Genomic DNA, 1457 nt, shown 5'->3' with positions numbered 1-1457 from the left:
GGAGAAAATTTTTTTCTTGTTTTTTCAGCTATTTAATTTTGACCATTCAATTGTATCTTCCATCCTGTAGCTTATTTCTCGTGACATATCCATGATATGTGCTCTATGCGCTAATCTATCGATTATCGCACCTGTAAGCATCGGATCCTTAAATACTTCTTCCCATCTATCAAATGTTAAATTTGTTGTTAATATTATTGAACCTTTGTCGTTTCTTGAAGAAAGTAAATTAAAGAGTATTTCACATCCTGCCTTATCAAATGAGATGTATCCAAGTTCATCCAAGATTACTAAATCATACTTTTCAAAGTTTCTCTTGTAATTTGTTAGTTGGTTTTTACTCATTGACTCTTGTAGTTCAATTATTAAATTTGGAACGGTTGTAAACAATACGTTTTTTCCTTCAATACACGCTTTAATTCCTAACGCTGTTGCATAGTGTGTTTTTCCACATCCTGGTGTTCCTATCAATAGTACATTTTCTTTGTTTTCTATGAACTTTAGTTTTTCTAGATATTCAAATTTTTTATTTAATTCTAAAGAGTATTTGTTTTTGTCAAAATCTTCTAAAAACTTTTTGTTTACAAATTTAGCACGGCTTATTCTTCTGGTGATACCATTGTTTTTTCTTCTTTCAAGTTCTCTTTCTAAGTAAAGAAGTAAAAACTCCTCATTTGATAACCCTAGATTTGATGCTTCTTCTAGAAGTATTCCATGACATTCTCTTAGATATGAAAGTTTTAATTCGTTTGCAATTTCTTTAATACTCATTTGTTACCTCCAACTAAAAGATTATCGTAGGATGATATTATCATTCTGGTCTTTAATTCTATGCTATTAACTTGCTTTATCACATCTTTTGGAACTCCATTTTCGCCATATTTAATGTATTCATTAAATACATCTACTAACTCATCAGTACTTTTTTCCTTATTATCTTTAATTATCTCTACAAATTTTCTTGGTTCTTTGATAAAATATTTATCAAAGATGGTTTTAAGGTATGGAGTGCTTTTCAAGGCAAGCGAATTTCTAATTGCTCCTGGTTTTCTATCTAGTGTATTTAAGTAATGTTTAATGTCGATAGAATATTCCAAAGAACCATCTTTCTTTTTATGTGTGCAAACAAGATTGTCATTTACATAAATTTTAATTTCTCTTGCATAACTTCTAACCACTACTGTTTCACCTACTAGATAGTCTGGTACAGAATATTTGTTGTTATCGACTGTAACAAATGAGTAAGCATCAACCTTTTGTTCAGTTATTTTAGCTAAATCATATTTTGGTCTTAAGCTTAAAAGTTTTTTCTTTTCATCTTCTATTAACGAAGTTTTATTCATTTTAAAAAGTTCTTTTTCTAAATGTTCACAAGCTTGTTCAAAGCTATCAAATTCATATTTAATTGCAAAAGCATTCTTTCTTACTATCCTAACGCTTCCTTCTACATGACCTTT

Annotated in this window: 1 protein-coding gene and 1 pseudogene; both read right to left on the bottom strand. The window is 29.2% G+C overall.

Annotation, left to right across the window (positions count from 1 at the left end; translation table 11 throughout):
• Positions 1–24 precede the first annotated feature (24 nt).
• A complete protein-coding gene (istB, locus tag HMPREF2811_RS03575; RefSeq protein ID WP_071408141.1) occupies positions 25–771 on the bottom strand; it encodes an IS21-like element helper ATPase IstB in 747 nt (248 codons plus the stop codon).
• Positions 768–1457, bottom strand: a pseudogene (locus tag HMPREF2811_RS11365) (hypothetical protein); the annotation flags it as partial. The pseudogene HMPREF2811_RS11365 and the gene istB, both read right to left, overlap by 4 nt.

Source organism: Globicatella sp. HMSC072A10, assembly GCF_001811625.1.
GTDB lineage: Bacteria > Bacillota > Bacilli > Lactobacillales > Aerococcaceae > Globicatella > Globicatella sanguinis.
Note: the sequence above shows the minus strand (reverse complement) of the source record. Positions and strands in the feature narration are given on the sequence as shown.